Consider the following 24,615-nt stretch of genomic DNA (forward strand, 5'->3'; position numbering starts at 1 on the left):
GCACTGACGCGACAGGCGGTCCTCGACGCCACGGACGAGGTGAAGGGCTCCTTGCGCAGCGTCGAAGCCGCGTTCACCCGGCTGGCGGCCCGTCCTCCAGACCTTTGGGGTTGGAGCCTCACCGGCGTGTTCACGCGCTACCTCGACCACGGCTCCAGGCAGGTGACGTGGCTCCATGGCGCGCTGGGGAGCGCCACCGCGGTGACAAAGGCAGCCTCGCAAGTTGGCGACGCGGACATGGAGCTGGGCCTGCTGCGCATGACGGGGCCCAAGCTCCAGGCGGCTCAGTTCGGGACCCTTCTCCTGGCCACCTGGGTGGACATCCTGCACCTCGGGGACGCTGTCCTCCGCAACTGCACCATGTGCAGCGCCGAGAAGCTCTTCACGGACCTGCATCGCATTCAGGGGCTGATGGAGCCCACGCTCACGGACCTCGCCTCGCTGAACCGCGAACGGGTGGAGGCGGCGACGACCGCGATGCCCGAGCTGATGGGAAAGCTGACGCGTGAGTTCGACACGCTCCAGCGGGAGACCCGCGCGACCATGAAGCTTGGCGGGCAGATCATCGCCGCGATGCAGGCGGTGGAGATGGTCACGATGATTTCCACCCTGAAGCTGTCCCTGCCACGCGGGCCCCCCGCGGCGCTTGGCGTGGGGCTCGCGATGAGTTCGGGCGGAGTCGTGGTGGGCTCGCGGATGGTCGTCTCAGCCGAGTGGGTGGAGATGATGCGGCGGCTCGTGCAGGCGGGCGTCATTTCCGTTCCCGCCGTCAGCGCGGCCGTCCTGATTCAAGGCGGACAGGTCATGATGGCCCAGGCGCATCGGGACCTGCCCAGGGGCGTGCGCGAAGCGCTGGGGGACAGCCCCGAGGTGCGCGGCATGCACGAAACCGGCAGAACGGGGGCGGGCATGTCGGACGGACCGAAGCACCACGTGCTACCGCAAGAGCATCGCGAGTGGTTCGAGCAGCGCGGCTTCAAGGGCGACATGGACATCGACCTGTTCTGCGTCCGGTTGGAGCAGGCCCACCATGAGGCGATTCACGGTGGAGGGAATTGGAAGCTGGGGCGTACATGGCCCGATGAATGGAATCAGATGCTCATGCGCTCTCTGCGCGAAGCCGAGACTACGGCCGGCCGGAAGTTGACGAGAGACGCGATACTGAAGCTCGTCGCCAAAGAGATGAAGCGCTATAGCATCCCCGCGAACTTCACCTCTTGGAGCGGGCGATGACCGACGGGCCTTCCTGGCGCGGCAACTGGCCAGCGCGGCTGTCTGAGCGGGTCCGCGAATTGGGTTACACCTCATTGACCGCTTTCGCGGAGTCACGCCCTACTGCTTCATTGGTTGAATTGGCCGAGGCGCTGGGCCAGGGAGACATCGCAGGGGTGCAGGTGTTCAGAGTGCTGGTCGAGGAGGCAGAACGGGCCCATCAGGTCACGCGGTTGGTGCGCAGTCAGTTCGTCCGAGAGCTGTCCGAGGGGCTCCCCAATGGCTGGCCTCCCGTGCTGGACGACGAAGCCCGGATGGACGTCGCCTTGGTGCTCGGGTCATGGTTTGGCTTCACGCCTGTCACGCATCAGGCACGTGTCAGGCAGGCCAACGCGGAACTTTTCGCCCATCCGCCCCCCGCTGGCTGGCGACCGTGCGGCCCCGACGACGCGCTTCTCCTCACGCTGTTGCCAGATAAGGAAGCCTGATTGACAGCGGCGGCCCAGCCAGGGCCGCCATGTCGCACGCAATGCCTACTCGTCGTAGCAGGGGCCGCACTGGCGGACTTCGACCGTGGACCACTCCGCCGCGGGGCACTGCGTCGCGAGCTCCACCGCCTCTTCGCGCGTCTTCACGTCGATGAGGAAGAAGCCGCCGATGATCTCCTTGGACTCCGTGAACGGCCCGTCCATGAAGCTCAGCTTGCCTTCGCGCCGCTCCACCCGGATGCCCTCCTCATCCGAACGCAGGGACTCCGCTGCCAGGAGGATGCCGCGCGCCTGAAGCGCCGCGCCAAAGCCCAGCATCCGCTTCATCCGGTCCGCCGAGACGCGCTTCTCTTCCGCCGTCTGGGCCTTCCCACCAATGGTCTGCCTCACCGCCAGCATGTACGACATGGCCTGCTCCTTGTTGGGACGCAGCCTATGCCACGGGTCCGACGCGGCCTACCACTGCCCGGAGGACCCTGGATGACGGACCTGGGCGAAGCCACGGAGCGAACGCGACGCTGCTGCCGCGGTCCCAGCCGCAGGGCCCGCTGCTCTCCCAGGCACGGGGCTCACGCCGGAAGGCGTGCACACGTTGTGGGTGAAGTCCTCGTGCACAAGGGGGAGCACCCACCATGGAACCCACGACCCGAGCCGCCGCTCTCCTGCCCGGCCAGGTGGTCGTCTCGCTGAACTTCGACGACTGCCTGGCCTCCCAGCTCATCGCGGCCTCCGCCCTGGAGGCCCGAGGCATGCAAGGCACGTTCTTCATCAATAGCAGCAGGCTCGGGCAGTCCGGCCGGCTCACGCTCGCCCAGGTGCGAGCGCTCCGGGACAAGGGGCACGAGATTGGCGGACACACGCTGACCCATCCGCACCTCACGCAGCTTTCGGCGGATGCGCAGCGCAAGGAGATCTGCAACGACCGGGTCGCGCTGCTGAACGCGGGCTTCCGGGTGACGTCGTTCGCCTATCCCTTCGGAGACAAGGACGCGACCACGCGGCAGATCGTCATCGACTGCAACTACAACTCCGCGAGGGAGAGCGGAGGACTGAGGACCACCTCCACCGGAAGCAGCCCGGCCGCGGAGCCCGTGCCACCCGCGGATCCGTACGCCATCCGGACCCACGGTTCGGTGCAGGCGACGACCCCGCTCACGGACCTGAAGAACTACGTCCTGCGAGCCGAGGAGTCCGGAGGCGGCTGGATCCCCATCGTCTTCCACCACATCTGCGGGCCCTGCGATCCACCGCAGACCTATTCCATCGCACCCGCGACGCTGACGGCGTTCCTCGACTGGCTGGCACCTCGCGCCTCACGGGGAACGACAGTGGCCACGATGGACGCGATCATCGGCGGAGTGCTCAAGCCGCCGGTGAGCTGGCCCCCCGCGCAGCTCTTGAAGAACCCGTCGCTCGAAGCGGACAGCAATGGAGATGGGACGCCGGACTGCTGGCAGCGAGGCGGCTTCGGGAACAACACCTTCACCTGGACGCGGACGCCGGACGCGCACGGAGGGAGCTGGGCCCAGCAGGTGCGCATCACGCAGATCACCGACGGAGACCGGAAGCTCATCACCCGGCAGGACGACAGCAGCTGCACGCCCACGCCGGTGACGGGGCATCACTATCGGATCACCGCCTGGTACAAGGCCACGACGCAGGTGCGGTTCAAGGCGTACTACCGGGACAGCGCGGGAGCCTGGACCTACTGGTCCCAGGGTCCGCTGCTGCCTCCGAAGAGCAGCTACACCTTCGCGGAATGGACCACGCCCGCGACCCCGTCCGCGGCGAAGGCCCTCAGCGTGGGCCTGTCCATCGACCAGGTGGGGACGCTGACGATGGACGACTTCACGCTCGCCGACATGGAGGCGGCCGCGCCAGCGTAGGGCCCAGGGGACGCATGACCGGAGTGCACGGCGATCGGCGCGTGCGCGAAGACAGGCCTCAACGCCTTCATCGTTCCGCATCAAGCCGCGTACACCCGCACGCCCCCCTACAAGGCCACCGCTGTTCGCGTGGAGCGCGCGACCTACCCTCTTCTTCAAAGAGCCTGGACTCTTGATCCGGAGGAGCCGTGACCGCCGCACCGCCCCAGACCTCGTTGAGCGTGTTGCGCATCGACCGCTCCGCCGCCCCCATGAAACGCCGGCGCAAGCTGCGCTGGATCCTTCCCGCGGCGGTGCTGCTCGCCGTGCTCGTGCTGGTGGGGGCCGCCGTCGCGCGCCGCACCCCCACCGTGCGCGTGGCCGAGGTGCGCCAGCCTCTCCCCGGCGAGCAGCAGACGGAGCTGTCCGCCTCCGGGTACGTCGATTCGCGACGCCGCTCGGTCATCGCGCCGCTCATCGCGGGCCAGCTCGTGGAGGTCACCGTCGAGGAAGGCGAGGCCGTGCGGCAGGGACAGGTGATTGCCCGCCTGGATGACCGGGATGCCCGCGTGGTGTTCGACCGCGCCCAGGCCGCCGTGCGGTCCTCCGAGGCACAGCTCGCCGCCACCGAGGCCCAGGCCGTCAACGCGGAGCGCACCACCCAGCGCACGCGCAACCTCGCCCGCCAGGGCGTCATCCCCCGGGCCCAGCTGCAGGACGTGGAGACCGCGGGCCGCGCCACGCAGGAGACCCTCAACCAGGCCCGGGCACAGCTCGCCGTCGCCCGCCGGGCGAGCGAGGCGGCCCGCCTCCAGCTTGCCCACACCGTGGTGCGCGCGCCGTTCGACGGCACCGTGTCAAAGAAGCTCGCGAACGAAGGCGCGGTGCTCGCGCCGGCCGCGCTCACCGGAACCAACCTGGGCGGCATCGTGGAGCTGGTGGACCTCCACGCCCTGGAGGTCGAAGCCGAGGTCAGCGAGGAGCAGCTCTCCCGCATCCACCCGGGCCAGCCCGCGCTCATCTTCCTGGATGCCCTGCCGGAGCGCGCCTTCCCCGGGACGGCGACCACGGTGCGCCCCGCCATCGACCGCTCCAAGGCCACCGCCACGGTGCTGGTGCGCTTCCAGTCCGTCCCCCAGGGCGCCCTGCCGGACATGGGCGCCAAGGTGTCCTTCCTCCGAAAGCCGCTGCCCCCGGAGGCGCTGGACGCGCACGGGCAGCCTCCGCGCGTGCCCGCCAGCGCGGTGGTGCGCGACGCGGAAGGCAGCGCGGTGTGGGTGGTGAGGGACGGACGGCTCGTGCGCCAGCCGGTGCTCGTGGGTGAGCGCGTGGGAGACGAGCTGTCCCTGAAGCAAGGGCCGGGCGCGGGCACGCAGGTGGTGGTGGCGCCGGATCCGAAGCGGATGCACGACGGCCGGCGCGTGAAGGTGGAATCGGGGGGCGGATGAACCTGGATGCGCGGCCAGCTCCGGCCCCCATGGTGCGCCTCAGGGGCGTGTCCAAGGCGTACCGGCGCGGCACGGTGGAGGTGCCCGTGCTGGCCGGCGTGGACCTGACCATCGCCACCGGCGCCTTCGAGGCCTTCATGGGCCCATCCGGCTCCGGCAAGTCCACGCTGCTCAACCTCGTCTCCGGGCTGGACCGGCCCACCACCGGCGTCGTCGAGGTGGCCGGCCGCGACCTCGCCTTGCTGGATGACCGCGAGCTGAGCGACTGGCGCGCCGCCCACGTGGGCTTCGTCTTCCAGCTCTACAACCTCATCCCCGTGCTCACCGCGGCGGAGAACGTGGAGCTGCCCCTGCTGCTCACGCCGCTCTCGCGCGGAGAGCGGCGCCGCCACGTGGCCGCCGCGCTGGAGCTGGTGGGGCTGGGCCACCGCGTGGGCCACCGCCCGCCGCAGATGTCCGGCGGCGAGCAGCAGCGCGTGGCCATCGCCCGCGCCATCGTCTCCGACCCGGACCTCATCATCGCGGACGAGCCCACGGGAGACCTGGACCGCAAGGGGGCGGAGGCCGTGCTGGATCTCTTCGGCGTGCTGCACCGCGACCTGCACAAGACGCTCGTCATGGTGACGCACGATCCGCACGCCGCGGAGCGCGCGGGCCGTGTGCACCACCTGGACAAGGGGGTGCTCCAGTGAACTACGCGGGACTGGCGGCGCGCGACCTCATGCGAAACCCGCTGCGGATGACGCTCACCATCCTCGCGGGTGCGGTCGGCGTGACGGCGTTCATCTTCCTGAGCACCGTCGTCGACATCTTCTATTCCAACGCGCGGGCCGCGCAGGTGGACCGGCTCATCGTCCGCAACAAGGTGTCATTCACCCAGCCGCTGCCGCTGTCCTATTACGCGCGCATCGCCGCGCTGCCGGGCGTCACCGCCGTCACGCACCAGGAGTGGTTCGGCGGCAAGGTGGGTGACTCGCAGAAGGACTTCTTCGCCAACTTCGCCGTCGACGCGCGCACCTTCCTGGACGTCTTCCCGGAGTTCGTCGTCCCGCCCGCGCAGCTGGCCGCCTTCCGGGGCGACCCCTGCGGCGCGCTCGTGGGCGAGCAGCTGGCCCAGCGCTTCGGATGGAAGGTGGGAGACCGCGTGACGCTCAAGGGGCAGCTCTACCCCGGCGACTGGACGTTCAACGTGCACGGCGTCTACCGCGGCGCGCGCCCTGGCGTGGACACCACCACGCTGGTGTTCGGCTACCGCTGCCTCAACGAGAGCGACCGGCTGACCGAGGCGATGAAGGACAAGGTCGGCATCTACGCGGTGCGCGTGGACGACCCGGCGCGCTCGGCCGAGGTGGCGGCGGCCATCGACCGCCTGTTCGACAACAGCCCGTACCCGACGAAGACGGAGAGCGAGAAGGCCTTCCAGATGGGCTTCGTGGCCATGTCCTCGGCCATCGTCACCGCGGTGCGGGTGGTGTCCACCGTCATCCTGCTCATCATCCTGCTCGTCATCGGCAACACGCTGGCCATGGGCGTGCGCGAGCGGACCCGGGACTTCGCCACCCTGCGTGCGCTGGGCTTCCGTCCACGCACCGTGGTGGGGCTGGTGCTGGCCGAGTCCAGCTTCATCGGGCTGTGCTCCGCGGCGCTGGGCGTGACGGTCGCGCCGGTGCTGGTAGGCGTCTTCACGAAGCTCATCGCCGCGCGGTTCGGGCCCATGCCGGACAACCTCACGCGCGCGCACACGCTCTGGATCTCCGCGCTCGCGGCGGTGGTGGTGGCGCTGCTGGCGGGCGTGGGGCCGGCCCTGCGCGCGGTGCGGCTGCCCGTGGCGGAAGGCCTGCGAAAGGTGGCCTGAGCGATGGTGCCGCTCTTCTACAACACGCGCAGCCTGTGGGCGCGCCGGCTGTCCACGGGCCTCACGGTGGTGGGGCTGGGGCTCGTCGTCTTCGTCTTCTCCGCGGTGCTCATGCTGGCCAACGGCATCGAGTCCGCGCTGGCCTCCGGCGGGGACCCTTCCAACGTCGTCGTGCTGCGCAAGGGGGCCACCAGCGAGCTGGTCAGCGGCGTGGGGCGGGACGCGGTGCGGGTCCTCGCCACGGACCCGCAGGTGGCGTCCGGACCGGAAGGCCTGCCGCTGGTGGCCGGGGAGCGGGTGGTGCTGCTGTCGCTGCCCAGCGGACGCACGCAGGCGATGAACACCTCCGCGCGCGGCATCAGCGAGGCGAGCTTCGAGGCACGGCCGGAGATCCAGCTCATCTCCGGACGCAGGCCCCGGCCGGGCACCAACGAGGTGGTGCTGGGCCGCTCGCTCGTGGGCACGTCGCCGGAGGCCACCCTGGGCGGCGAGCTGCGCTTCGCCCGCCAGCGCTGGCCCGTGGTGGGGGTCTTCGCCGCGCGGGGCGGGGCCTTCGAGTCCGAGGTGTGGGCGGACGGCATGCGCCTGGGCACGGCGTTCGGGCGCGAGGACTTCAGCTCCGTGCTCGTCCGGCTGCGCTCGCCCGCGCAGGTGGACGCCTTCGTGAACCGTGTGGCGGCCGACCCGCGCTTCACGCTGGAGGCCCGGCCGGAGCCGGCCTACTGGGCGGATCAGGCCAGCGGGCTGGCGGCCTTCATCCGCGTGCTGGGCCTCTTCGTGTCCTTCGTCTTCAGCATCGGCGCGGTGCTGGGGGCGATGATCACCATGTACGCCCAGGTGGCGACGCGCGTGGCGGAGCTGGGGATGCTGCGCGCGGTGGGCTTCCGGCGGCGCAGCGTGCTGGCCAGCGTGGTGGTGGAGTCCGCCATGCTGGGCGCGGCCGGCGGCGTGCTGGGCGCCCTGGGGGCGCTGGCGACGCGGTGGATCCACGTGCGCACGCTCAACTTCCAGACGTTCGCGGCGGTGAGCTTCGGCTTCTCCCCCACCCCGGCCATCCTGCTGGGCGCGCTGCTGTTCGGCACGGGGATGGGGCTGCTGGGAGGGTTGTTGCCCGCGCTGCGCGCCTCGCGCCTGTCCATCCTGGACGCGCTGCGCGCCTGAGCGCCCGCCTCAGCCCTCCAGCTGCTCCGCGGTGAGGCAGCCCGCCGCGAGGTCCAGGTCCTCCAGGGGGATGCGCTGGATGTGCTCACGGGGCTCGTCCACGTTGTCGCGGTACTTGTGCGAGCCGCTCTCGTAGGTGACCCACAGCTCGCCGTCGATGACGTTGACGCCCTGGGCGTACGGGTCGATGAGCCCGTTGCCGATGTCCACCCGCTGCTCGATGTCCGCGGAGAACGTGTCCTCGGTGGACGTGAACGGCTGGTAGATGAGCTTCTTGTCCCCCGTGGTGAAGATGATGCCGTCGTCGGTGACGGTCATCCCCTGCGCGCGGTCCGGGGCACGGATGGGGCCCTCGCGAGAGTCCTCGATGAGGGCACCGGTCTTCTCGTCGAGCTTGTAACGCCAGACGGCGCCCGCCTTGCCGTCGCCATCCGGGCTGTAGCCGCCGACGTACGCGTAGCCGTCCTTGACGGTCATGTAGCTGCCCGAGGACACGAGCCCGATGCCCGTGGCCGGATCCGTCAGCCCCTCGGGCTTGGGGACATCCATGACCTGGGAAGGCATGGCCTCGCGGCACTCGTTCTGGGCCGCTTCGATTTCCTCACGCGTGTAGACGTAGACGTGATCCGTGTCGGAGACGTAGACGTGGTCGCCGTCCGTGGAGACGCCGCCGCCATGGCTGGGAGGACCCGCGGGAGGCGGGCCGCCGAGCACGGCCTGGTGCGTCTCCTTCCCCGAGTCCTTGTTCTGCACGGACAGGAGCACGCGGTGGTCGTCGTTGTAATAGGTCGTGAGCACTTCACCGCGCCTGGCGTCGTAGCCCTGTCCCTGGGGAGTCCACCCGGCATCCAGGTGGATGAACTCCGGGCCGACCTTCTCCCCGCTGCTCGCCTTCGTGAGAGGCGAGTCCACGCTCGCCGCAGCCGACGTGTTCCCGTAACCGCTGAGGTTCACGGGGCTGGCCTTCGCCGGGTCCATCCCGTCCTTGAAATAGGGCGCGGCGGGAGGAGGCGCGGGCGGAGGCGGGGCCACGGGAGGCTTCGAGATCGCCGTCTGGACGGTGCTGACGACCTGGCGGATGAGGGAGCTGATCAAGGGCCTGTCTCCGGCTGAAGGTGCTTGAGGGCACGAATCCTACATGACGGGATGGAAGCAGTTCACCCGTCAGCCAGGGGGGATTCTCGGCATTCGACAATTTGGAGTTTCCACTTCCATATTCAGTCGAATGTTCCAGGCACCCCAGGAGTGGCCAGCGAGGGCCAGCGCGCCGGCGGGAGGATGGCGCCTCGTGACCTGCAAGCCGCCGATGGCGGACCGCACCTTTCGCCATGCCCATCTACGAGTTCTTCTGCCGCAAGTGCCAGGAGCCCTTCACCGCGCTCATGACCATCCAGGAGCACGACGAGCAAGCCCCCGAGTGCCCGCGTTGCCACGACACGAAGGAGGTGGAGAAGCGCATCTCTCCCGCCCATGCCGTGACCACCAGGAAGTCGCTCACCTACTGATACCAGCGAGACAAGCGGTTGCTCTCCCTCTTCCTCTGCGGCGACGTGATGACCGGCAGGGGCATTGATCAGGCACTGCCCCACCCCGCGCCCCCAGGCCTGCACGAGGCCTACGTGCATGACGCCCGGGACTACGTAGCGCTGGCCGAAGAGCGCAACGGCCCCATCCGAAAGCCCGTCGGCTACAGCGAAATCTGGGGAGACGCGCTTGCGGCACTGGAGCAGGCCGCGCCCGACGTCCGGCTCATCAACCTGGAGACAAGCCTCACCACAAGCGAGCAGTGGTGGCCCGACAAGGGAATCCACTACCGCATGCATCCGGACAACGCCGCTTGTCTCACGGCGGCGCGAATCGGCTGCTGCGCGCTGGCGAACAACCACGTGCTGGACTGGGGTTACCCGGGACTGACGGAAACGCTGACGACGCTCCGGCGCCTGGGAATCGCCACCGCGGGACTGGGCGAGGATCTGGAGGCAGCCCAGCGGCCCGCGGTCCTGGACGCAGGGGCCGGAAGACGGGTCGTCGTGTTCTCGTTCGGAGACGTCAGCAGTGGCATTCCGCCAGCGTGGGCGGCGGGGATGAACAGGCCGGGAGTGGACCTGCTGCCCGACCTGTCCTCCCTCACCGCGAGGCGCCTGGGCAACCGGGTGGCGGCCATCAAGCGCGAGGGCGACGTCGTCATCGCCTCCATCCACTGGGGCGAAAACTGGGGCTACGCGGTGCCACGGGAGCAGCAGGACTTCGCCCATGCACTCATCGACGAGGCTGGCGTGGACCTCGTCCATGGCCACTCCTCGCACCACCCTCGCGGCATCGAAGTCCACCACGGCCACCTCATCCTCCATGGCTGCGGCGACTTCCTGAATGACTACGAGGGCATCCTTGGCCACGAGGACTTCCGGCCGGATCTGGCCCTGATGTACCTGGCGTCGGTGGACCCGGCGGACGGCCGGCTCGACAGCCTGCGCATGCTCCCCATGCAGCTGCGCCAGCTCCGTCCCCAGCGGGCCTCGCTACGGGATGCCGAATGGCTGCGCGGAGTCCTGGACCGCGAGGGACGCCGGCTGGGGACGCACGTGGAGTTGATGGCGGACGGGACGATCGGCCTCGAGTGGCGGTGACTCCTGCACGGGGCACCTCGGCGCACCGTGGAGTGCTGTATTCCCCCCTGAGCTTCGTCCGGGAACGCTCCCGATGTCGGCTGCCCCATCGGCGCTGGCGCCGGAGGGCGGATTGCCGCAATTCCTCTCAAGCTCCAGCCTGGGAGGTCATGCAATCCATCAAGCTGGCGCTGGTCTGTCTGTCGTTGGGGTGGGGCCTGGTGGCCGGGGCGCATCCGTCGCGTCCGGCCATCTGGGGCGAAAGCGCGATGGTGAAGGTGCGTCCGGAGACGCCGCCTCGCAACCAGCGGTCCGTGTCGCTGACCGCCGCGCGCAACGAGTTCGTGTCCTTCCAGGTCGTGCTTCACGGAGGACGGTCCGGCCTGAAGGGGGTGAGCGCAGTCCTGCCGGAGCTGCGCGCGGGCCGGGCTCGTATCTCTGGTGGGGACCTGCTGCTCTACCGGGAAGCGCTCCTGGACATCACGACGCCCACGCCGCCGGGAACGACTCCCGGGCGGTGGCCGGATGGCCTGGTGCCGGACGTGGACGAGGTCGTGGGAGAGAAGCGTCTGGCTTTTCCCTTCGACGTGCCCGCGGGAGAAGCCCGCGCCATCTGGGTGGACGTGCACGTGCCGCCGAACGCGCGCCCGGCCAACTACCGTGGCACCGTGACGGTGAAGGGCGACGGCTTCACGTCGCGGGTGGAGGTGAACCTCCAGGTGGTGGATGCCCGCCTGCCGAGCACCTCCTCGCTGCGCAGCGCCTTTTTGCTCTGGCCGCCCCACGTGTGCCGCGCCTTCACCGGGGACCCGGTGTGCCCCGTGGACACCCAGGTGCGCCTGTTGAAGCTCTTCCACCGGATGGCGCTGGAGCACCGCCTCACCCTGGCGAGCGGCTTTCCGCGAGAGGTGAACCTGCCCACGTGGGACCTGCCGGACTACGACACGTTCGCGGAGCGCTGGGGGCCGTTCCTCGACGGCACCGCACCCAACCGCCTGCCTGGGGCCCGAATGACGGCCCTGCAGTACCTGGGGCCGGCCAACGGCGCGGCGCTGACCGAATTCCAGACGGAAGCGGAGGAGCGCGGCTGGCTGTCGCGCTCGTTCGACTACGTCGGGGATGAGCCGCCCTACGGCACTACCTGGGAGGCGGTGGCGGCCCGGGCGGAGCTCACCCGCACGGCGGCCCCGAAACTTCGCACGCTGTTGACCAGCACCGTCACGGAGCTGGAGGCCCACGGGCTGCTGGAGGAGATCGACATCATCACCGTGCTGGTGAACTTCATCGACGGGACCCAGCCGCCCTACGAAGGGAACCAGCGCCCGAAGTACGACGACTTCCTCAAGCTGCCCAACCGCCAGCTGTGGCTGTACCAGAGCTGCGCGAGCCACGGCTGCTCTCCCAGCGAACCGCCCCCGCCGGAGAACATCCCGGGCCAGGGCTGGCCCTCGTACATGGTGGACCGCTCGGCGGCCAAGGCGCGCGGCATGCAATGGCTGGACTTCATCAACGGCGCGAGCGGCGAGCTGTATTACCAGACGGTGGGCCTGCTCTACACCGCATGGACGACGCAGTTCCGCTTCAACGGCAATGGTGACGGCACGCTCTTCTATCCGGGGCTGCCGTCCATCATCGGCGGCACCACGGAGATCCCCCTGCCCTCGATCCTCATGAAGCTCATCCGGCAGGGCATGCAGGACTACGAATGGCTGAAGCTGGTGAGTGACGCGGGCGACCCTGCGTACGCGCGCACCGTGGCCCGGAAGCTCATCCCGCACGCCTGGGCGGTGCCCGACGACGGGGAGGCGTTCGACAAGGCAAGGCTCCAGCTCATCCGGCGCTACCTGCAGCTGTGCCGAAACCGCGCTGCGGCGCAGTAGGCGCCTACTTGGAGGAGGCCTCGGGCTTGACGAGCGTCTTCTCGGAGGACTTGAAGAGGTTCGCCATCACCTTGTCCATGGTCGCACCGAGGAGCCGTTCGCCTGAGAAACCCGCGGCCACTGCAGGCGCCCAGCACGCCCACGGTGCTCAACAACGTCGCTCTGGGCAACACGGGCTACGGCCTCTTCGCGCCGGCCGCGTTCGACGGGGGAGGCAACGTCGCGCGAGACAACGGCGCGGGCAACTGCGTGGGCCTGACCTGCGCACCCTACTGACGCCGCCCTGAGCCCCCTCGCACACGAGGGCGCCACCGCCGTCCGGCAGAGGACGGCGCGCCACCTGTCCGGGTCATAGGCCGCAATCCCTCCCATCCTGGATAGTCAACACCAGCCGCGAGCCTCACGCTCGCGATGAGGGGGAAACGTTCATGAAAAGAGCAGGCCTTCATCTGATGCTGGTGCTCGCGGCGGCATTGTTCGCGGGCTGTGGGGACACCTCCGGGGACACAGGCACGGCGCGCTTCGCCGTGTCGGTGCCCCAATCCCTCTCCTCCACCATCGCCCGCGTCGCGGTCGCCTCGGGCGGTCCGGACATCCGCACCGTCTGGGTGGACCTGGCGCCCACGAACGGCGTCTGGGGCGGCACCATCGGCAACATCCCCGCGGGCACCGGCCGCGCCTTCGCCGCGCGCGCCTACGACGCCTCCGGCACCCTGCTCTTCTCCGGCTCCGCCGACAACGTCACCATCCTCTCCAACCAGACGACCCTCGTCGCCATCACCCTCCAGCAGATCAACCCGCCGCCACCCTTCGACAACGCGGCCCCCATCATCGACTACGTCTCGGTCTCCCCGAGCACCGTGGCGCCCGGAGGCACCGTCACCCTCCATGCCGTCGCGCATGACCCGACCCCGGAGGACACGGTCCACTTCGCATGGAGCGCCACCGCAGGCTCCATCTCCTCGCCCTCCGAGAGCTTCACCTCCTGGACGCTGCCCACCTCCACCGGGCTCCAGACCGTCAGGCTGACCGTGACGGACTCGCGCGGCCTGGCCTCCAGCGCGCTCCTGGTCGTCAACGTCGTCCCCGAGGGCGAGGGCGAGGCCGAGCTGTCCATCTTCTTCAACAGTGCACCGGAAGTGGCTGCGATCGACGCCACGCCCACGCAACTCGTCGTGGGACAGCCGACGGCGGTGTTGGTCACTGCATCGGACCCGGACGGGGACCCTCTCTCCTACTCGTGGAGCGCGTCGTGCGCGGGCACCTGGACCAACGCGTCCTCCGGCATCGCCACGTTCACGCCCTCGCTCCTGCCCACGGAGTCCTGCAACAACTGCCGCCTGAGCGTGTCCGTGACCGACGGGCGCGGAGGACACAACACGGGCACCGTCGCCCTGTGCGTCGCCAGCACGGCTCCCGTGAACCACCTCGCGCCCGTCATCCTCCGCTCCTACCGCTCCTCGGACACCGCGAGCCCGGGCCAAACACTGACCTATGAAGTCGTGGCCAGCGACCCGCAGGGCTCCGCCCTCACCTTCTCCTGGGACTCGAGCGTCGGCACGACAGGCGCTCCGGTGCGGGTGGGCAATCACAGTCGCATCACCTGGACGGCGCCCGCGTGCATCCGCCCGGGCACGACTCCGTCCGTCACCGTCACGGTGGCGAACGCCTTCGACCTCACGGCCACCCGGACCTTCACGGTGGCGGGGCTGCCGGATTGTGTCCTCGTGGGAGATTGGGACCCGACGGGCCACATGGGGGGCGGGCCTCGCTGGGGTCACACCGCGACGCTGCTGCCGGATGGCAGGGTGCTCATCGCCGGAGGTAGCGCCCAGAAATGGAGCTTCTTCCTCGACTCGACGGAGCTCTATGACCCGGCCACGAACACCTGGACCTATGGCCCCCGCATGAACGTGAGCCGCCTCTACCACTCGGCGACCTTGCTGCTCGATGGCAGGGTGCTCGTCGCGGGAGGAGAAGGCTTCGAGTTCTATTCCGCCCGGGCGGAGTTGTACGACCCGGCCACGAACACCTGGACCCCGACGGGCTCCATGGCGCAGGGCCGCTCCAGGCACCTGGCGGCGCGGCTGCCGGACGGCAAGGTGCTCGTCGCTGGGGGCGAGGACATGAGCGGCGACCTCACGTCCGCGGAGGTGTACGACCCGGCCACGGGCACCTGGAGCCCGGCGGGCGCCATGGCCGAACCTCGCTACCGCACGTCGGCGTTGCTGCCCACGGGCAAGGTGCTCGCCACGGGATTGAACTCGGCGGAGCTCTATGACCCGGCCACGAGGACCTGGAGCCCGACCCGTCCTCCGGTTGTATCTCCCGGGGGGCCGCCGGTGGTGCTGCCCGATGGCAATGTGCTCGTGGCCGGGGGCAGGACGGCGCAGCTGTATGACCCCTTCCTGGACATGTGGAGCCTGACGGGCGCCCCACGAGAACCCATCAACGGTCCGGCGGTGCTGCTGACCGACGGCAGGGCGCTCGTCGTGGGTTGGGAGGTGGCGGAGCTGTACGACCCGGCCACGGGCACGTGGACCATGGCCAATACCCCGGCCATCGATCGGAGTGGATTCACCTTGACGGCGTTGTCCGACGGCAGGGCGCTCATCGCCGGAACACCTCCCAACACCGAGTCGGATGTGGAGTCGGCGGAGGTCTACACCCCATGAGACGCGCATCCCTTCACCTGATGCTGGCGCTCGCGGCGGCGGTGTTCGCGGGCTGCGGAGACACTTCCGGGGACACAGGCACGGCGCGCTTCGCCGTGTCGGTGCCCCAATCCCTCTCCTCCACCATCGCTCGCGTCGCGGTCGCCTCGGGCGGTCCCGACATCCGCACCGTCTGGGTGGACCTGGCGCCCACGAACGGTGTCTGGGGCGGCACCATTGGAAACATCCCTGCGGGCACCGGCCGTGCCTTCGCCGCGCGCGCCTACGACGCCTCCGGCACCCTGCTCTTCTCCGGCTCCGCCGACGGCGTCACCATCCTCTCCAACCAGACGACCCTCGTCGCCATCACCCTCCAGCAGGTCAACCCGCCGCCGCCCTTCGACAACGAAGCGCCCCTCATCGACTTCGTGGCGGTGAACCCGAGCACCGTGGCGGCCGGGGGCACCGTCTCCCTCTACGCCTCCGCGCATGACCCGAACCCGGAGGACATGATCAGCTACGCGTGGAGCGCCACCGCGGGCACCATCTCCGCGCCCACCGAGCGCTTCACGTCCTGGACGGCCCCCACTTCCGCCGGGCTCCAGACCGTCACGTTGACGGTGACGGACTCGCGCGGCCTGGCCTCCAGCGCGCTCCTGTTCGTCAACGTCGTCCCCGAAGGCGAAGGTGAAGCCGAGCTGTCCATCTCCTTCAACAGCGCGCCCCAGGTGTCCTCCATCACCGCGACAGCGACGCGGCTGGCCGTGGGACAGCCGACGACTGTCTTCGCGCTGGCCATGGATCCGGATGGAGACAGTCTCTCCTACGCTTGGAGCGCGTCCTGCGCGGGCACCTGGACCGACGCGACCTCCGCCCTCGGTCAATTCACGCCCTCAATCGCGCCAGCCGAGGCGTGCAACAACTGCCGCCTGAGCGTGTCCGTGTCCGACGGGCGTGGAGGGCACAACACGGGCACCGTCGCCCTGTGCGTCAGCAATACGCCCCCCAGCAACCAGCTCGCGCCCGTCATCCTCCGCTCGTACCGCTCCTCGGACACGGCCAACCCGGGCGACGTGATCACCTACGAGGTGGCGGCCAGCGACCCGCAGGGTTCCACGCTCGGCTTCTCCTGGCAGGCCACCACCGGCACACTGGCCACGCCGACCGGCGACTCCACGCACAGCCGCGTCACCTGGACGGCGCCGCCTTGCGCCAGCGGTGGCACGCCGCCCTCCATCACCGTCACCGTGACGAATGCCTTTGGCCTCACGGCCACCCGGAGCTTCACGGTGACGGGCTTGCCGGGCTGCTCCGTCCCGGGGACATGGGCCCTGACGGGACCGAGGGTCAACTTCCTGCTGCGCCTGTACACCACGGCGACGCTGCTCCCCAACGGCAAGGTGCTCGTCGCGGGCGGCAGTGAGGCGCAACGAGGCCAATGCACCAGCTCGACGGAGTTGTACGACCCGGCCTCGAATACCTGGAGCGCGACCGGCTTCATGCTCGAATGCCGCTATGGGCACACAGCCACGCTGCTCCCCAACGGCAAGGTGCTCGTCGCGGGAGGCCTGGACCGGTTCTTCGTCCTGCGGACGGCGGAGCTCTATGACCCGGCCACGGGCACCTGGAGTCCCACGGGCTCCATGGTGGAAGCTCGCGCGGGCCACACGGCGACGCTGCTGCCCAACGGTCAGGTGCTCGTCCAGAGCGAAACGACGGCGGAGCTCTATGACCCCGCGTCGGGGACCTGGAGCATGACCGGCTCACTGGCCGTGGTGCGTTATGAGAACCCGGCGACACTGCTGCAGGACGGCAGGGTGCTCGTCGCGGGAGGGCGCAACCTGGACGGCGACGTCACCACCGCCGAACTCTATGACCCGGGCACGGGCACCTGGAGCTCCACGGGCTCTCCGGTCGCACCGGTCAACGGCTCTCTGGCGCTGCTGCCGGATGGGAAGGTGTTCGCCGTGTCAGGCACCGCGGCGCAGTTGTACGACCCGGCCACGGGCACCTGGACCCTCACGGGTTCACCGCCCGCACCGCTCGGCGGCCCGGAGACGGTGCTGCGAAATGGGAAGGTGCTCGTCGCGTATGTGGACGCCGCGGCGCTCTACGACCCGGCCACGGGCACCTGGACTCCGACCGCTCCCACGATTGTCCCGCGCTATGGGCTCAATACGGCGACGCTCTTGCCCGATGGCCGGGTGCTCGTCACGTCGGGAAGCTACGAATCCGAAGCGGCCGAGCTCTACACCCCGCTGTGAGCTTGAGGGCCATCCTCGGACGCCATCGCCATGCGACGAACGGCCGGTTGCGCTCACCCGTGAGCAGCCGCGCCATGCCTCCGGGCCGCTGGGCAGCGGGAGAAACGCACGCACCTTGGCGGGCACCATGCCCCCATTGTTCTTCCGGTTTGCCCACGCGTTCGGCTTGTCATTGCTCTGGATGGCCCTGGCGTGCCAGGGCTCCGGGTCCGAAGAAGCGCTGGAGCAGCAGTCGCCGAGCCTCGTCCTGGAGCCCGGGCAGCTCGTCGTCTCGATCACCTTCGATGACGCGAGGGCCAGCCAGGTCACCGCGGCCTCCCTGTTGGAGGCGCGCGGAATGCGCGGGACCTTCTTCGTCAGCAGCGGGAGGCTCGGCATGACGGGCTATCTGACGCGCGATCAGCTCCGGCGCTTCCAGACCGCTGGCCACGAGGTGGGCGGCCACACGGTGTCCCACGTCCAGCTCCCCACGCTGGACGTGGACTCGCAGCGCCGCCAGGTGTGCGACGACCGGGTGGCCCTGATGAACGCGGGGCTGAGGGTGACGTCCTTCGCCTATCCCTCCGGAGCGAGGGATGCGACCACGGAACAGGTCGTCATCGATTGCAACTACAACTCCGCGCGAGAATCCGGCGGCCTGCGGACGCCGGACAGCTGCACGGGCTGCCCCTACGCGGAGACCGTGCCGCCGCAGGACGCCTTCGCCATCCGCAACCACGGCTCCGTCCAGAGAACCCAGACGCTGGCGGACCTGCAGGGGCTGGTGCTCCGAGCCGAGTCCGCCGGCGGAGGCTGGGTGCCCATCGCCTTCCACGAGATCTGCCCGGGGCCCTGCCCGACGTCGGAGACCTACGGCATCAACGTGTCCACCTTCACGGCCTTCCTGGACTGGCTCGCGGCGCGCGCTTCGCGAGGCACCTTCGTGCGCACGGTGGATCAGGTCATCGGAGGCGCGGTGAAGCCGCCGGTCAACGGGCCGCCGCTGCCCGACGCTGGCACTCCACCTCCCACGCAACTGCTGGCGAATCCATCCCTGGAGACCGACAGCAACGGAGACGGAGCCCCGGACTGCTGGCAGCGCGGCGGCTATGGCGCCAACGCCTACAGCTGGTCGCGGACCACGGATGCCCATTCGGGGACCTGGGCCCAGCGCTTGAGCGTCACCAGCTACTCCAGCGGAGACCGCAAGCTCATCTCCCTGGAGGATCTCGGAGCGTGCGCGCCGCCGCTCACCCCGGGCCACCGCTACCGGGTGTCCGCCTGGTACAAGGCCACCGCCGCGCCCCTCTTCAAGGCGTACTACCGCAACGCATCAGGAGGCTGGGCATGGTGGGCCCAGAGCGCCCTGCTGCCCACGCGAGGCACCTACGGCTACGCCGAGTGGACGACGCCCGCGGCGCCCTCCGCGGGCCGGGGCTTGAGCGTGGGGCTGGCCCTGGAGCGCGTGGGCACGCTGACGATGGATGACTTCAGGCTCGAGGACCTCGGCCCGGGCCCGTTCGCGCCGCTCGAGCCCGAACCGCCGGTCCCCTGAGCGCATCGTCCTTCAAGCGGGTCGGTTGCTGCCGGACGGCGTGGGCGCCTGGTAGGCGGCGAGCGTGAACGTCTCCATCAGCGGGTTCGCATGGCCCGTGAAGAAGAGCCGCATGCGGATGAAGGAGCCCGGCGCGGGCGGTGACGGACACGCCACCGCCCGCTTCGGTCCTTCAGGGACTACTGGACGGTGTACGCCACCGTGCCGCTGCAGCTCCCGCTGGAGTAGCAGCCCGCGCGGATCTGGTAGGTGCCCGCCGTCGTGGCCTTGAAGCTCGCGAAGGACAGCGTGCCGCAGGCGTCGTCGTTCGAGGCCACCTGGGTGGTTCCGTTGTACAGGCGCAGGTACGTGTCACCCGTGCCGGAGGCGCCCGCCACCGAGCAGGTGCCGAACTTGAGGGTCTGCCCGGCGGCCAGGGTGACGTTGCGGTTGACGGTGTTCTGGTTGGCGCTGTTGGTGTTGGTGGCGGTGAAGGTGAACGTCACCGGCGTCACGGGCGGCGGGTAGCCCGCGCACAGGCGCGTGCTGGTCGCCACGCCGCAGTACTCGTCGATGGCCGGCCGGACGTAGGTGATGTCCTCGCCGCGGCAGCCCGTCTCCGTGCAGGTGTTGACGACGTTGCAGCTGCCGTTGGCTTTGTAGTCGGTCTCGCCGCGCACCAGGATGCCGGCCACCGTGTAGCCGCTGTTCTCATACACGCCCGAGCCCGAGTTGCCGCCGAACGTGTCCGTGGTGCCCACGAAGTAGTCCAGCGTGCCCGCGCGCGCGTCACGCACCGAGCCGCCCGAGTCGATCTTGAAGGGAATGCCGCTGCCCGAGCCGATGACCGTCACGTTGGTGCCCACGGGCAGCGCGGCGTTGCCCGCGCGAATGGGCGCGGGCGTGAAGCGCGGGGTGGCCGGCCGGTCCAGCCGGACGACAGCGAAGTCCAGGTTGCGGCCGCCCACCGTGCCCTGCTGGCGCGCGACGATCTCCTTGCAGGAGAAGATGTCCGCGGTCGTCACCGTCTGCATGGCGCCGGCGGCGGTGCGGTAGAAGTTGAAGACGAAGCGCGTGCTGGTGCAGGCCGAAGCGCTGGTGATGCAGTGGCCCGCGGTGAGCACCAGGTCATCGTCGATGAGCGTGCCGGAGCAGAACGCCGGGGTCAGGTCGTCCAGGAAGCGCTCGGAGGTGCAGAGGTTGTACGCGGAGCGCAGCGTGGATGCGTTGAAGGTGACCTTGTCGGGGTTGGTCGCGTTGAAGTCCGAAGGGTTCATCAGCGCGACGGTGGACTGCTGAGCACGGGCGCGCAGCGTGGCGTCCGAGTGCGCGTACACGTCCGTGCGGTTGTCCGTCCCATAGACGACGGGCTGCTTCTCCGTGCCCAGGGGAGCGTTGTCGGCGGACTCCCCCTCGGGGGCCGGACCGCAGGCCACCAGGGAGAGGGTACACAGCAGCGTTCCGAGCAGCGTCCTGCGGCCAGAAGTCCGGGGGATTCGCATGTGCTGAACACTCCTTGAGGGTGAAGAGCGCATGCTCGCGCTAAACATGCGCTCTCCGCAACACACGCCTAACGAGCATTGTCTCCAGCTCAGGAGAAGCGCTCACTTCCCGGTGGGCGCGCCCAGCTTCTCGAGGACCTTCACCGCATTGGCATTCCCCGCGTCCAGCGCGAGTGACTTCCTGTAGCTCGCGATGGCCGCTTCCTTCTGTCCCAGTTGGAGCTGTGCCTCGCCCAGGCTGTCGTAGGTATTCGCATCCGTGGGGAAGAGCTTCACGTTCGCTTCGAGCACCCGCACCGCTTCGGCGCCCTTGCCGTCTGACAGCAACCGGTAGCCGAGCTGGTTCAGGTCCCCCGACTCCAGGCCCTTCATGCCCTCGCGATGCTTCGCGGCGTACCACGCGAGCGCGGTGTCGACGCCCTTGAGCCGCATGAGCACGTCCACCTGGGCGGACGGCGACACGGGCTCGGGCTTGAACGCGGGCCAGCCATACTCGGCCGCCACGCTGGCGATGAGCCGGTCGAAGAGCAGGAAGCCGTTGTCGGAGTTGGCCATGGCGACCACGCCGCTGCCCGTGTCACTGAAGGCCATGAACACGGCCTGGAAACCTTCGTCCGAGCCACCGTGCCAGAAGCGGTCGCTGCCGGGCTCCACCTGGAAGCCCAGCCCGAACCGCTCCGACTGCCGCGTCAGCATCTGCTGCGTCATCGCTTGCGACAGCACGCGCTTGGACTTCCCCGCCTTCGCGCTGGACACCTCGAGGGCGACCCGAGCGAGGTCGGATGGCGTGGTCCACAGTCCGGCCGCGGCCATCTCCGGGTACACGTGCCAGCGGCCCGCGACGCTCTTCCCGCTGGAGGACGTCCCGGTCGCCGTCCTGGCTGCGAGGGCCGGAGGCAGGGGCTGCTCGTAGGAGCTGCTGCTCATGCCGAGCGGCTTCAGCACCGTTTCCCGCATGACCTGGGGGAACGGCTTCTGGAGCTGATCCACCATCATCAGCTGGACGATGGACGTGCCACCGCCGCTGTAGCGCGTCTTCGTCCCGGGGACGAGGTCGACGCGAACCGGGGAGGTGTTCGCGGGCGCCACGCCCTCCAGCACCTGCACCAGCGTGGGCATGGGCGCGTCGACGGCGTAACCGGGGAAGCCATGCACGGTCGTCCCCGCGCTGTGGCTGAGCAGCCGGCGCAGGGTGACCTTCTGCTCCTTCGTGAAGTCGTTCTCGGGGACCTTCCACGAGCGCAGCCTGTCGTTGATGTTCTCGTCGAGCGACCATTTGCCGGCCTCGACGAAGTGCAGCGCCGCCAGGGCTGTCACCGGCTTGCTGATGGAGCCCGCCTGGAACAGCGTCTCCAGGGTGACGGGCTCCAAGCCACCCGCCGTCTTCACGCCATAGGCCCTGGCCCAGACGATGGCGTGCTTGTCGAAGACGGCGATGCTCAGCCCGGGGATCCGGTACAGCGCCATCCACTGCTGAAGCGTCAGGCTCTGGGGTTTCTCACCCTCGATGACGACCGGGACCAGGCCCGCCTCCACTCGCGCCGCGCGGGCCGCCTGAGCAGGGCTGGCCAACCATTGCGTGGCGGGCTTCTTCGCTCCCTCCGCCGCGAGGGCCGCGCCTCCCGGGCTGAACACGATGGCCGCGAGCACGAGGCGGGACAGGGAACGACGCATGGGTTCACCGGAGGAAAGGGGTGGGACGCACGGTGTACGTCCGCCCCTCCGTTCGATTTCAAGCGCGGTGAGATTGTCGACGACCGGGTGATGGCCAAAAACAAAGGCCCTGGAGTCACCGGCTTGCACCGGGGACTCCAGGGCCTCTATTTGGTCGGGGCGACAGGATTTGAGCCCGCGGACCCCAAGATTCTTGCTGTTAGTTTAGTTTGCTGCTGGGCTCCGCCCCGGTGGCGATGGAGGTCTCCGGTTCTGGCTGCTGACCGTACGGGAGGTCATGCATGGCCCATTCAGCGGTATTCGAAGCTCGGATTGAGAAGGGAACCAAGTGGACCTTCGGGAACTGCGCAGGATGAGGTAGCGAGGCGCTCCGTGAAAACCCCCAAGCGCCGCAGCGCGCTGCCTTCTGAAGCCCCCTGGCACAGTTCGCAAGAGAGGCCGAACCACTCACGAGCCGCCGAGGGCCGATCGTGCCGAGCAAGAAGCTCCCCTGCATGCCGGGCGATCAGCTCAGAGGGATGCGAGCGGAGCGTTCCCGAGGCGAGCACACCGAAGAGCGACTTGGGCCCACGCTCCTCAAGCACGCCTGGCCAATCGCCCCGCGGCACACAACCGGGAGCCCAGAGCAGGGCGCGGAGAATGAGATCGAGCGTGAAACGCATGCCCGGCTCACGCTTGACGAGCCCTGCAGCCTCCGCTGGCTTCCGAATCTCCCCCACCCCTGCCAGTTCAAAGGACTCAGAGATGCCTCGCATGTCCGCGTCTGCTCCTGAGAGACGTACCCGCTCTAGGAGCATGCGCGCAAGAATCGTGGCATTCATCCGCAGGTCCATTGGCGAGTCCAGGAAGTAGCGCCGAGCTCTCAATGCCAACCGGATCGCCTCCTCGGCGCGTCCGCAGAAGGCGAGGGAACGCGCCGCCGTACCAAACATCCGCCCCCGCTCTCGATCAGGCACATCCCATCCAGGTTCTTGCCCGAGTGCCTCCGCCAGGGCTCGCTCCCTCGCGTCCATGAGGGTGGGTGGGACCGGCTGATGGATCGCCAGGGTGAGGATCTCTCCATCTTCCTCGGCATTCCGCACCAGGGCTTCGGCCGAAGACGCGAGCTCCCCCAGGCATGACGCCAACTCGGGCGCGTCCGCGGGCAGGCGGTTCTGCAACATGACCTGCTCGAGGTTCAGCATCTGCTGCCGCTCGGCGAGCAGGCCGAAGGAGAGCCCCGCGACGAGCAGCTCCCGGAAGGCACTGGCTGCCCGTGTTCCCGCGGAGATGTCTCCGCGGTGATTGGCGCATTCAAGCGTCTGGCGCCAGAGCCGGGCCGCACTCTCGCGCTCACCGGCAAGAGCCCGTCGCACCGACTTCGCGAGAGCCCCCTCTCCCGACCAGCCCGCTTCGATGGCGCGCCAGGTCCCCTCGTAATCGCCAGTCTTGGCTGCCAGTGCCCCCTGGCTCCGGCCGCTCAGGACCACCCCAACGCCCATCGCTTCACGAACCTTCAGGTCGGCCCCGAGCACCCTGCAGGCCCGCTCCCAAAGCTGAGATGCAGCCAGGAGCGCCCCTTCCCGCGCCGCCCGGTAGCGGGACAGGGACGACGTCTGGCCTCGGACATCTCCCGCCAGCGTTTCCATAAGGGCCGAGGCCTGCCACAGGTCCACCGTGTCCTCCCGGAGCGCCCGATCCACACCTCGCAGCGTCTTCAACGCGGCTCGAGCGATCACCAGAGGAGGATTCTTTCCATCGGGGTCGAGCGGAGAGCCACCAGTCACGGCCTCCTTGCCGGACACCCCTCCCAGCAAGCCATGGAGGAAGTTGCAGGCAAAGTCCGAGAGGAACACCGCGGGATGGGCGCCCCCATAGCGGCCGGGGTCCACCTCGATGGACCTCAAGGAAGGCCATGAGCCCAACTGTCCGGACGACTCGCGCGCGAGCCCGTCCAGGGTCTGGCGAACCTCGGCCTCGGTGTAGGAGCGAACCCATCTGCGCGGAGGCTCTCCATCTTTCTCGAGCGCCTCCAGAGGGAGGGCTATGCCACGCCGAGCCGCCGCCTGGGCGGTCTCCTCCATCAAGGGAAGTGTGCGCGTGGCGGGCCGGACATCCAGCTCGCGTGCCCCCTGAAGCACCGCGAGCCGGGCGGAGATGTCCACCACGTCCGCGAGCATTCGCACGTAGGTGGCAAGCCGGGTGTCCGCACGGCCGCTCGGGGGCTCCACGAGGAAGATCCAGCAGCCCCCCAGCCGGGTCAACTCGCGCGAAAGGACCTCAAGAATCCGGCCGCGAACTTCGCGGGGCAACTCGGAGGCGTGCGGGGGCCACTTGTCGATCCCCTCTGCCTTGCAGGCCTGCCGCAAGGCGCGCTCCAACGGCGCTGCGAGCCGATCCACCTCGCCGGGGCAGAGGACACCGCCAATGACGAGGACTTCGTCCTGCGGAGGCTCCTGCTCGAAGCGGCCTGACTCATCCAGAGCGAGTGTCCAGACGGGGTGAGACATGCAC

The 24,615-nt window shown here is 69.2% G+C and carries 20 protein-coding genes; 14 read left to right on the forward strand and 6 right to left on the reverse strand.

Going from position 1 to position 24,615, the window contains the following annotated elements; translation table 11 throughout:
• Positions 1–126: 126 nt before the first annotated feature.
• Together D7X55_RS01225 and D7X55_RS01230 are read left to right on the forward strand one after the other, a co-directional pair.
• Positions 127–1,233 (forward strand): DUF2380 domain-containing protein, encoded by a 1,107-nt coding sequence (locus D7X55_RS01225; protein WP_233609457.1) that lies wholly within the window; start codon positions 127–129, stop codon positions 1,231–1,233.
• A complete protein-coding gene (locus D7X55_RS01230) occupies positions 1,230–1,700 on the forward strand; it encodes an NUDIX hydrolase (RefSeq protein ID WP_121721989.1) in 471 nt (156 codons plus the stop codon). Before D7X55_RS01225 ends, D7X55_RS01230 begins: the two co-directional genes overlap by 4 nt.
• A gap of 45 nt (positions 1,701–1,745) precedes the next feature.
• On the opposite strand, the gene D7X55_RS01235 is transcribed toward D7X55_RS01230, so the two are convergent.
• The gene (locus D7X55_RS01235; protein ID WP_121721966.1) at positions 1,746–2,108 is read right to left on the reverse strand and encodes a YciI family protein; all 363 of its coding nucleotides are present in this window, start codon (positions 2,106–2,108) and stop codon (positions 1,746–1,748) included.
• Positions 2,109–2,332: 224 nt separating this feature from the next.
• Between D7X55_RS01235 and D7X55_RS01240 the strand changes: the two genes are divergently transcribed.
• The 5 genes from D7X55_RS01240 to D7X55_RS01260 all read left to right on the forward strand — a co-directional run bounded on the left by D7X55_RS01240 (position 2,333) and on the right by D7X55_RS01260 (position 8,029).
• Positions 2,333–3,586, forward strand: a complete 1,254-nt coding sequence (locus D7X55_RS01240) for a polysaccharide deacetylase family protein (protein WP_121721967.1) — start codon at positions 2,333–2,335, stop codon at positions 3,584–3,586.
• A gap of 188 nt (positions 3,587–3,774) precedes the next feature.
• Positions 3,775–5,013, forward strand: coding sequence for an efflux RND transporter periplasmic adaptor subunit (locus D7X55_RS01245; protein ID WP_233609459.1), 1,239 nt, complete (start codon positions 3,775–3,777; stop codon positions 5,011–5,013).
• A complete protein-coding gene (locus D7X55_RS01250; RefSeq protein WP_120547009.1) occupies positions 5,010–5,705 on the forward strand; it encodes an ABC transporter ATP-binding protein in 696 nt (231 codons plus the stop codon). Before D7X55_RS01245 ends, D7X55_RS01250 begins: the two co-directional genes overlap by 4 nt.
• Complete coding sequence (locus tag D7X55_RS01255) at positions 5,702–6,868, forward strand: FtsX-like permease family protein (RefSeq protein WP_121721968.1); 1,167 nt, start codon at positions 5,702–5,704, stop codon at positions 6,866–6,868. The genes D7X55_RS01250 and D7X55_RS01255 overlap by 4 nt, the downstream gene beginning before the upstream one ends.
• Before the next feature lie 3 nt (positions 6,869–6,871).
• Positions 6,872–8,029 carry an ABC transporter permease gene (locus D7X55_RS01260; protein WP_121721969.1) on the forward strand — a complete coding sequence of 386 codons (1,158 nt, stop codon included), beginning with the start codon at positions 6,872–6,874 and terminating at the stop codon, positions 8,027–8,029.
• A gap of 9 nt (positions 8,030–8,038) precedes the next feature.
• On the opposite strand, the gene D7X55_RS01265 is transcribed toward D7X55_RS01260, so the two are convergent.
• A complete protein-coding gene (locus tag D7X55_RS01265) occupies positions 8,039–9,124 on the reverse strand; it encodes a hypothetical protein (RefSeq protein WP_121721970.1) in 1,086 nt (361 codons plus the stop codon).
• 233 nt (positions 9,125–9,357) lie between these two features.
• Between D7X55_RS01265 and D7X55_RS01270 the strand changes: the two genes are divergently transcribed.
• The 7 genes from D7X55_RS01270 to D7X55_RS01300 all read left to right on the forward strand — a co-directional run bounded on the left by D7X55_RS01270 (position 9,358) and on the right by D7X55_RS01300 (position 18,967).
• Complete coding sequence (locus D7X55_RS01270; protein WP_120547013.1) at positions 9,358–9,534, forward strand: FmdB family zinc ribbon protein; 177 nt, start codon at positions 9,358–9,360, stop codon at positions 9,532–9,534.
• 18 nt (positions 9,535–9,552) lie between these two features.
• The gene (locus D7X55_RS01275; protein WP_121721971.1) at positions 9,553–10,656 is read left to right on the forward strand and encodes a CapA family protein; all 1,104 of its coding nucleotides are present in this window, start codon (positions 9,553–9,555) and stop codon (positions 10,654–10,656) included.
• A 149-nt stretch (positions 10,657–10,805) separates the two neighbouring features.
• Positions 10,806–12,515 carry a glycoside hydrolase domain-containing protein gene (locus D7X55_RS01280; RefSeq protein ID WP_233609460.1) on the forward strand — a complete coding sequence of 570 codons (1,710 nt, stop codon included), beginning with the start codon at positions 10,806–10,808 and terminating at the stop codon, positions 12,513–12,515.
• Between the two features lie 144 nt (positions 12,516–12,659).
• A complete protein-coding gene (locus tag D7X55_RS45280; protein ID WP_255424941.1) occupies positions 12,660–12,791 on the forward strand; it encodes a hypothetical protein in 132 nt (43 codons plus the stop codon).
• A 152-nt stretch (positions 12,792–12,943) separates the two neighbouring features.
• The gene (locus tag D7X55_RS01290; protein ID WP_121721972.1) at positions 12,944–15,190 is read left to right on the forward strand and encodes a kelch repeat-containing protein; all 2,247 of its coding nucleotides are present in this window, start codon (positions 12,944–12,946) and stop codon (positions 15,188–15,190) included.
• On the forward strand, positions 15,187–17,433 hold the full coding sequence (locus tag D7X55_RS01295; protein WP_121721973.1) for a kelch motif-containing protein: 2,247 nt from the start codon (positions 15,187–15,189) through the stop codon (positions 17,431–17,433). The genes D7X55_RS01290 and D7X55_RS01295 overlap by 4 nt, the downstream gene beginning before the upstream one ends.
• Positions 17,434–17,560: 127 nt before the next feature.
• The gene (locus D7X55_RS01300) at positions 17,561–18,967 is read left to right on the forward strand and encodes a polysaccharide deacetylase family protein (protein ID WP_158626294.1); all 1,407 of its coding nucleotides are present in this window, start codon (positions 17,561–17,563) and stop codon (positions 18,965–18,967) included.
• Positions 18,968–18,979: 12 nt separating this feature from the next.
• Here the strand turns inward: D7X55_RS01300 and D7X55_RS43200 are convergent, their stop codons facing one another.
• From D7X55_RS43200 to D7X55_RS01315, 4 genes are all read right to left on the reverse strand, one after another.
• A complete protein-coding gene (locus tag D7X55_RS43200; protein WP_158616156.1) occupies positions 18,980–19,123 on the reverse strand; it encodes a hypothetical protein in 144 nt (47 codons plus the stop codon).
• A gap of 23 nt (positions 19,124–19,146) precedes the next feature.
• The gene (locus D7X55_RS01305) at positions 19,147–20,448 is read right to left on the reverse strand and encodes a serine protease (protein ID WP_121721975.1); all 1,302 of its coding nucleotides are present in this window, start codon (positions 20,446–20,448) and stop codon (positions 19,147–19,149) included.
• Between the two features lie 102 nt (positions 20,449–20,550).
• The gene (locus D7X55_RS01310) at positions 20,551–22,122 is read right to left on the reverse strand and encodes a serine hydrolase (protein WP_121721976.1); all 1,572 of its coding nucleotides are present in this window, start codon (positions 22,120–22,122) and stop codon (positions 20,551–20,553) included.
• A gap of 290 nt (positions 22,123–22,412) precedes the next feature.
• A complete protein-coding gene (locus D7X55_RS01315; protein ID WP_121721977.1) occupies positions 22,413–24,611 on the reverse strand; it encodes a hypothetical protein in 2,199 nt (732 codons plus the stop codon).
• Positions 24,612–24,615 lie beyond the last annotated feature (4 nt).

It is taken from the genome of Corallococcus sp. AB049A (assembly GCF_003668885.1).
GTDB classification, from domain to species: domain Bacteria; phylum Myxococcota; class Myxococcia; order Myxococcales; family Myxococcaceae; genus Corallococcus; species Corallococcus interemptor.